The sequence below is a fragment of the Eubacterium sp. AF36-5BH genome (assembly GCF_003460505.1).
Taxonomy (GTDB): domain Bacteria; phylum Bacillota; class Clostridia; order Lachnospirales; family Lachnospiraceae; genus Eubacterium_G.
This window is the reverse complement of record NZ_QTVG01000004.1, coordinates 296637-305000: the sequence shown is the minus strand read 5'-3', so window position 1 is coordinate 305000 and position 8364 is coordinate 296637. Positions and strand designations below refer to the sequence as shown.

At 32.6% G+C, this 8364-nt stretch carries 7 protein-coding genes (1 of these 7 cut by a window edge); all 7 read right to left on the bottom strand.

Annotated features, from left to right (window positions below; all coding sequences use genetic code 11):
- On the bottom strand, window positions 1–611 hold the 5' portion of the coding sequence (locus tag DW006_RS05755) for a carbohydrate ABC transporter permease (protein ID WP_117999424.1). It extends 220 nt beyond the left edge of the window; the window shows 611 of its 831 coding nt (coding positions 1–611); it begins with the start codon at window positions 609–611; its stop codon lies beyond the left edge, outside the window.
- 9 nt (window positions 612–620) lie between these two features.
- A complete protein-coding gene (locus DW006_RS05750) occupies window positions 621–1505 on the bottom strand; it encodes a sugar ABC transporter permease (RefSeq protein ID WP_117999423.1) in 885 nt (294 codons plus the stop codon).
- Window positions 1506–1525: 20 nt separating this feature from the next.
- Entirely contained in the window at window positions 1526–2842 is a 1317-nt protein-coding gene (locus DW006_RS05745; protein ID WP_243002586.1) for an extracellular solute-binding protein, read from the bottom strand.
- 116 nt (window positions 2843–2958) lie between these two features.
- Window positions 2959–4512, bottom strand: coding sequence for a response regulator (locus DW006_RS05740; protein WP_117999422.1), 1554 nt, complete (start codon window positions 4510–4512; stop codon window positions 2959–2961).
- Window positions 4506–6269 carry a histidine kinase gene (locus tag DW006_RS05735; protein WP_117999421.1) on the bottom strand — a complete coding sequence of 588 codons (1764 nt, stop codon included), beginning with the start codon at window positions 6267–6269 and terminating at the stop codon, window positions 4506–4508. The genes DW006_RS05740 and DW006_RS05735 overlap by 7 nt, the downstream gene beginning before the upstream one ends.
- Before the next feature lie 113 nt (window positions 6270–6382).
- A complete protein-coding gene (locus DW006_RS05730) occupies window positions 6383–6616 on the bottom strand; it encodes a hypothetical protein (RefSeq protein ID WP_117999420.1) in 234 nt (77 codons plus the stop codon).
- A gap of 200 nt (window positions 6617–6816) precedes the next feature.
- The gene (gene lysS / locus DW006_RS05725) at window positions 6817–8361 is read right to left on the bottom strand and encodes a lysine--tRNA ligase (RefSeq protein ID WP_117999419.1); all 1545 of its coding nucleotides are present in this window, start codon (window positions 8359–8361) and stop codon (window positions 6817–6819) included.
- Window positions 8362–8364: the final 3 nt, after the last annotated feature.

The window sequence follows — 8364 nt, the reverse complement described above, 5'->3', positions numbered from 1 at the left end:
AAAAATGTAAATATTGAAGCTGTAGCTATTGCTGGTTTTACCATAGGTAAAATAATTTGTACAAAGCATTTAAAAATTCCACATCCGTCAATGTACGCTGCCTCTTCCATTTCTCTTGGTATACCTCTATAAAAGCCTACTAAAATCATAATACTCATAGGTAACGCACCTGCTATATACGGAATCATTAGTCCTAAATAACCACCTTTTAAGCCTAATTTATCCAAAATCTGAAATAGTGGAAGTAACGCTGCCTGCGCTGGTATCATAATTCCTATCATAAATAATCCGTAGACAATATTTCTCATTTTCCATATCATTCTAGAAACTGCGTATGCTGCCATAGCTGCTATTACGCCAGCTACAACTACTGTAACTACTGTATATAAAACAGAGTTCAGAAAATATCGTATTAAGTTGGAAGAACTTAGAGCTGTTACATAATTGTCCCATCTCCATATCTTTGGTAATCCTATAACATTCTCTCCAAATATTTCCGTGTTGCTTTTTAAAGAAAATGTTATTAACCAATATAAGGGGAAAATTTGAGTTATTGCAATTAACAATAATATTGTAAATTTTGGTATTGATTTTAATTTCTTCTTGTTCATTTCCCCCTCCTACACTGCTGACACATTTTTCTCTGCTTTTTTGAATATCCTATTTACAATAAATGTAAATATTAAACATTCTACTACTATGAAAAAGGCTTGAGCACTTCCATAACCATATAAGCCTTTTCTAAATAAGTTGTTATACATTAATGTGGCAGGAACTTCACTGACGTGATTTGGTCCACCACCAGTCATAACATAAACTAAATCGAATGCTCTTAGAGAACCTGTTATTGCAAATATTACGCAGGTTTTTATTACAGGTACCAACAACGGTAAAGTTATTTTTCTATAAATTTGCAACGTTGATGCCCCATCAATTTGGGCAGCCTCATAGTAATCAGTTGATATTGATTTAATACCGGCATAGAAAATAATCAAATGGTAACCAATGTATTGCCATATAGAGGGTATCAATACTGTCAGAAATGCATTTTTAGTTAACCACGAATGTTCATAATCTGGTATAAAATATCTGACTACGGTGTTAATTACACCGTAGTCACTATTAAACATTTTCAACCACAACTGACCAATAACCATACTTGATATTACAACTGGAATAAAATATATGGTTCTAAAAAAATTGTCTCCTTTTACACCTTTTGATAATACCAAAGCCAATGTTAAAGATATTGGTAGCTGAATACATAATGATGCTGCAACAAGTATTAATGAATTCTTAACTGCGAGAGGAAAATATCTATCCTCAGTAAATAATTGTATATAATTTTTTATGCCGATAAATGTTTTGCTCCCAATCCCGTTGTACTCAAAGAAACTGTATATACCTGATGTTATTAACGGAATCAATGTAAATCCTATAAATAAAACTAACGCCGGTAATATAAATATTAATATGTACTTTTTATTTCCAAGCATTTTGTTCATAATACTTCCCGCCTCACTTACTATTTACCATTAATTGCTGCCTTATGTTCTTCTATAAACGCTTTTACATCTGCTCCATCTGCAAATAAAGTCTGTACCTGTTCATTATGTACTGCTGCAGGTTCTGCTTCTAAAGATGTATCCCATGCAAGTACGCCCTGCTTTCCTTCTGATAATAAATCTTTAATCTGAATAAATAATGGATTTAACTTGCTTTCGTCTGCTTTTGTTTTCCATCCACTAAATCCTGAACCTGTTTCGTATGATGCAACACCCATTTTTTCATTAATGTAAATGGCAAACTTTGCTGCTTCTTCTTTATATTTTGTGTTATTGTTTACCCAGAATGATTCAACGAATCCACCACAATAATCTGTTGCTTCACCTTTTCCATCTGAAATTGTAGGAATCTTTAATGCTACAACATCTTCTGGTTTTATTGTTGCTGCCTTGTCAGTGTATACATTGTTAGCAAACCAACTTCCCATAATTCTCATTGCTGCTTTTCCATTTTCAAATGCTGCATTTGCATCATCGTTACCCTGTTCTAAAGGATTGTCGCCAAATGCACCCATTTCATATAAATCTTTTACTTTTTCTGCTGCTTTTGTGTAACCTTCGTCACCGAATTCTTTCTTTCCTGATAACATATCGTTTACACCTGTTGCTCCAACTTCTCTTAACGCTAATGCCTGATATACAAAAGCTGCATTCCATCCGTCCTTTGCTCCTGCAGCCATTGGTGTAACGCCTTTTATTTTTTCTAACTTCTTAACAGCATCTACTAATTCATCATATGTGTTAGGAAGCTTTGCGCCAGCCTTTTCAAATAATGCCTTATTGCAGAACAATGTCATGTACCATGAAAACATTGGAACTGAATATAACTTACCATCATATTCAAAGGCTGATGTTGCGCCTTCCATCATATTTGACTTAACTTCATCAGTTATGTAATCATCCAAAGGCATTACTTTTCCCGCATCAACTAGCTTCTTAGCTGTGCCTGCGCCCCACCAATAAAATACATCAATACCCTTTGCATCTCCTGCAAATTCAGCATTAATTTTTGTTTTGTACGCTTCTGTGTCTAAAGTTTCTGTTTTGATTTTTACCTTAGGGTTTTCTTTTTCATACGCTTTTACAGCTTCTTCATATCTGCCCTTAAGTTCGTTAGTGTCGTTTGACCACTGGTGCCAAACATTTAAAGTGATTGTTCCATCATCACTTTTTCCTTCGCTGCTATCCTTGCTGCTACTTCCGCATCCTACCATTGAGAATGCCATTGTTGACGCTAAAGTAAGTGCCAACGCTTTCTTAAAAAATTTCTTTCTCATTGTATCTCCTCCTCAATTTTTATAACCAAAGTATACTTTATTCATAACGCCTATCTCAATTTAATATTTTGACTAAAAAAGGTTAAAAATTTTACTCAAATTTTTAACCTTTTTTATTATGCGCCTCTGTATTCTTTTATTGTTTGACCCGTTTGTTTCTTAAAACATATGCAAAAATAATGTGCATCTTTAAAACCTATTTTTTCAGCCACTTCATATACCTTCAGATTAGTTTCCTTAAGTAACTTCTTACTTGCATCAATTCTCTTCCTTGATACATATTCAACAAAACTCATACCATACGCCTTCTTAAACTCTCTGCTTAAATAACTCTCGTTTGTATATAAATCTGTTGCTGCTTTTTTCAAAGAAAGTTTTGAGTTATATAGATTTCTATTTACATATTCAAGTGCATCCTTAATTACATTTGTATTTCTTTTGACTTTCTTCTGATTGTGGTACTCGCAAATAGTTTCAATGTATTTTTTTGTGCATACGGAAACGTCCTTTAAACTTGTAATTCCTCTTACATCACTAAACACCTTTTCTTCATTTATTAGCTCATATAAGTTTATTCCATATTTATTTAAAGTGGAACCTGCGCGCATAATCATTGTCATAGTCATTAATTTAAGATATTCTTCATCCGGAATTTTAGTATCTTTGATTACTTCTATATAATCGTTTAAATGATTTTCAACATTTTTCATTTTGCAGTTAATTATCGCTTCTAAAAATTCATCCCAGTCAATTTCCTTTTTTATGTTATTTTGATTCATAATTTTCTTGTATTCTGAATATCCAATAACTTTATTTCTGCCTAAAAGAACAGACGCTTCAATAGCTTTGTTGGTTTGATTGTATGACGTTGATATACCACCAAAGCCACTGTTTTTTTCACTAATTCCAATAGTTACACTTATCCCCATAGAATTAATTTTTTTATGCCAGTCATTAACATAAGCCATACATTCTTTCAAATCTGTATTCTCAAAAAGAATTACTATATTGTGCATAAAATGTACAAAGGAAATAGCATTTTCACCACTGTTATTTTGAATAAAATCGAACACCTTTCGATAGTTTTCTTTTTCCTGAGTCTCTTTGATTTTAATATTTGCACACACTACACCATCTAAAAGTTTTATGCAGTTATAAGTGTTCATTTTCTTTAAAGCTTCTTCTTCATCAATTCTTTTTTCTACTAATCTTAAAAGTAGACTTTCCCTTAGTATGTCATAATTCTTTTCGACACTTTCCTTAAGTTTTGCAACCTTTGAAGCTTCTTCTTTGATTTTGGCTAGTTTATTTTTTAAGTTGTTCATTACCTCTGCCAGTTCTTTTATATTAATAGGTTTTAGTAGGAACTCCTCCACTCCAAGTTTTATGGCTTTTCGTGCATATTCGAACTCTCTAAAGCCGGTTACTATTACGACTTTACATTTAGGATACTTTTCCAACAGTCTCTCAGAAAATTTCAAACCATCCATAACCGGCATATTTATATCTGTTACAACAATATCTACATGATGGTACGCCATGTATTCCAATGCTTCTTTTCCAGAAGCCGCCTCTCCTACAATTCGAAAACCATTCTCCTCCCAGCTGTAGCCTTTGTGAATTAAAACCCGCTCTAACTTTTCATCATCCACTAATAGTACATTTAACATATATAATTTTCCCCCTTCATCTTTTTAACTGTTACAATTATTTCTGTTCCATTTCCAATTTCGCTTTGTATAATAATAGGATTTTCTATTTCGTATAAAAGTCTGATTCTCTGTATTAAACTGTGCAAACCAAAGCCTGATTTTCCTGTTATATTCTTCCCATGCAATATTGCCTCGACCCTGTCTTCACTCATTCCAACGCCATCATCTGACACAATGAAAATAATTTCATCATCCTGAGAAAAAGCTTTAATGCTTACAGTACCTTCCTCACCATTCAATCCATGATGGACTGCATTTTCAACTAACGGTTGAAGCAAAAGTTTTAATATTTTTTCCTTCTTCACTGACTCCTCTATCTGATAGTCCACCTTAATTTGATTGTCATATCTCATATTTAAAATAGTGATATAGCTTTTAATACTGTCTATTTCATCTTCCACAGTTATGTAATCAAGGCCACTGTTCAAGCTATTTCTATAAAAATTTCCCAATGCCTGAGTTATTTCAAAGCACTTTTCATTTTCCTCCATTAATGCTAACGCCGACACAGCATCTAATGTGTTATACAAAAAATGAGGATTTATTTGAGCATAAATTATATCCAATTTTCCTTTGGCAATAATTCCTTCCTCTTCTTTTACTTTGTTCATAAGTTTTTTTATTGACAAAATCATATGATTAAAAACCTGACGTAAATTGGTTATTTCGTTTTCGTACTCGTCACTTTCCATTGTAATAAACTTACCATTTTCTATTAATTTCATATGTTCTTCAATTTTTCCAATAGGTTTAAAAATCAAATACGTTAGCAAGGTTGAGCACAAAAATACAAATATAATGTTAAGACACATGATAATAATGATTACTGTGGAATAGTAAGGGGTTAATGAAGATATTTCATCAAGAGAAAATGTTCCTATTATTTTCCAATCCTGTATTCCCATACTGTGACCTACAGCAATACATTTTCCTTTAGAGGTTTTTACTTCTTCAAAGCCTTGTGACATTCTTTTAGTATCTTTTGTATATTTAACAAAATTTTCCTGTTTGTTTTCTGGTTCGACAACGTATTCTCCTTTTGAATCCACAATGTAAAACTGGTTTTTGTCATCAGAAACCTGATTAAAATATCCCTGTAATACATTTGGGTCAAGAGTTATTAACAAAGTTGCCACTGGTTTGTAATTATTTTTATCAACAATTTGTCTTACATAACACAAATAGTTATTATTTTGGTAATAATCAATAGTTCCATCGCTTCCTTTATAGAAAAAGCCATTTCCGTTCGCCTTTTCCATTTTTCGATACCAGTTAGTTTTCCTAATGTTTTTATCTATTTTTCTTGGCGTTTTCCTATAAGAGTTGTAACAATTATCATATTTGTCAAAAATGTACACACCTGAAATATAATCTCCCGATAATATCATATTAAACAAACTTTTTGTTATGTTCTTTTGGTATTCAATTTCAATATTTTTGGAATTAATCTTTTTCAATGAGCCCTGTACTATATCATCAAAATATATATATGTAGAAAGTTGTATTACATTTTCAAAAACAAGGGACAAGTTTCCCTGAACTGCACTAACAGTCTGTTCCCCTGCTTTTCCAACTTCCATTTTGGTGTATTTGTTATTAACCATTGATACGAAAGTAAATGTTAGTGCAAACGATAAGATAAGTATAAGTATGTAAACTAAAATAATTTGAGTTCTTATTTTTAATTTTTTCCAGTATTTTGTTATTTTTTTCACCTTAGCCCCTTTATTTAATGTTAATTATATGTCCTTGTTGCAATTTTCGGGTTTAATGTTAGTTGAATATAGGAAAAAAATAAACTCCTCATTTTTTGTCAATGTATCTTTTTTTATATAATAGAAAGGCTAGGGCAAAGATTTCCTTTCTTTGCAGACTGTGCTATACCGGCTCTTCTGCAGGAATACAAAAACTTACGTTCTGTGCTATATAGCGCCTTTAATAAATCATGGTACTGCTTTCGATTTTCGTCTTCCCACAAAGTATAAGTTATTTCTGCGACCTTATATACAAAATCATAATCTCCCTGTAAACAGATATCTCCTTGGGTTGCTATCTTTTTCATTTTATCAACCTCTTTTACATAATTTCTCAAACGATGACAAAAGTATTTTATCATACCTTGCTGTTAGTATATGCTTATAAAATAATCTTTGAGTTTCCGAAATTAATGGAGTTTCATTTTTATTCTGACTTATTTTTATTTAAAAAAACACTTCCTAAAAATCTCTTTTTAGAAAGTGCTTAATCTTTTTATTTGATAAATTATTTATCCAACTGCTTCATTGTCGGGAATAATAATACGTCTCTGATAGCTGCTGAATCTGTAAGTAACATACACATTCTGTCGATACCAAATCCGATACCGCCTGTTGGTGGCATACCGATTTCAAGAGCGTTCATAAAATCTTCATCTGTTGTATTAGCTTCTTCATCACCAAGTGCTAATAATTCTTCCTGAGCCTTGAATCTTTCTCTCTGATCAATTGGATCGTTAAGTTCTGAGTAAGCATTTGCCATTTCCCAGCCGTTCATGAAGAATTCAAAACGTTCAACATATTCAGGATTTTCAGGTTTCTTCTTTGTTAAAGGAGAAATCTCAATTGGATGATCCATAATAAATGTTGGCTGAATAAGGTGTTCTTCAACAAATTCCTCAAAGAATAAGTTTAAGATGTCACCCTTCTTATGGTGTTCTTCGTATTCTACATGATGTTCTTTTGCAAGTTCTCTAGCCTGTTCAACTGTTTCAACTTCGTTCCAGTCTACTCCTGCATATTTTTTTACTGCATCAACCATTGTAAGTCTTTCAAATGGCTTGCTTAAATCCATTTCGATTCCATTGTAAACAATCTTTGCACTACCACATACAGTTTCTGCAAGATGTCTGTAAAGATTTTCTGTTAAATCCATCATGCCGTTGTAATCTGTGTATGCCTGGTATAATTCCATAAGTGTAAATTCAGGGTTGTGTCTTGTATCAACACCTTCATTACGGAAAACTCTACCGATTTCGTATACTCTTTCTAAGCCACCTACAATAAGTCTCTTAAGGTAAAGCTCTAATGAAATACGAAGTTTAACATCTTCATCTAATGCATTAAAATGAGTTTCAAATGGACGGGCTGCTGCACCACCTGCATTGTGTACAAGCATAGGTGTTTCAACTTCCATGAATCCCTGTCCGTCTAAGTATCTTCTAATTTCGCCGATAATCTTTGAACGCTTAACAAATACGTCCTTTGCTTCCTGATTCATAATAAGGTCTAAATATCTCTGACGATATCTTAAGTCTGTATTTGTTAAACCATGATGCTTTTCAGGTAAAATCTGTAAACTCTTTGTAAGTAAAGTTACTTCTGTTGCATGAATACTCATTTCACCTGTCTTTGTCTTAAATGGATATCCCTTAATTCCAACAATATCACCAATATCCATCTTCTTGAAGTCTTTGTATTCTTCAAATGGTTCTTCACAGATTTCGTTTCTTGCAACGTAAACCTGAATATTTCCCTGTAAATCCTGAATGTTACAGAATGAAGCCTTACCCATTACACGCTTTAACATAATACGACCTGCAACAGATACAAGCTTTGAAGGATCCTTTATTAACTTGCCTTCTTCATCATGTCCACATTCTAATTCGTCAAAATGTTCTTTAATTTCCATGCTATGATGTGTTACATCATACTTTGTAATCTGGAAAGGATCTTTGCCTCTTTCCTGTAAGTCAGCTAACTTTTCGCGACGCACCTTTAAAAGTTGCTTTGTATCAACTTCCTGGTTGTTATTCTTATTTTGTCCTGCCATTTT

What these genes read in the sequence shown, in the direction of transcription:
- DW006_RS05745 (WP_243002586.1), bottom strand. Translation starts at nt 2,842, where the DNA reads ATGAGAAAGAAATTTTTTAAGAAAGCGTTGGCACTTACTTTAGCGTCA.
- lysS (WP_117999419.1), bottom strand. Translation starts at nt 8,361, where the DNA reads ATGGCAGGACAAAATAAGAATAACAACCAGGAAGTTGATACAAAGCAA.
- DW006_RS05730 (WP_117999420.1), bottom strand. Translation starts at nt 6,616, where the DNA reads ATGAAAAAGATAGCAACCCAAGGAGATATCTGTTTACAGGGAGATTAT.
- DW006_RS05750 (WP_117999423.1), bottom strand. Translation starts at nt 1,505, where the DNA reads ATGAACAAAATGCTTGGAAATAAAAAGTACATATTAATATTTATATTA.
- DW006_RS05740 (WP_117999422.1), bottom strand. Translation starts at nt 4,512, where the DNA reads ATGTTAAATGTACTATTAGTGGATGATGAAAAGTTAGAGCGGGTTTTA.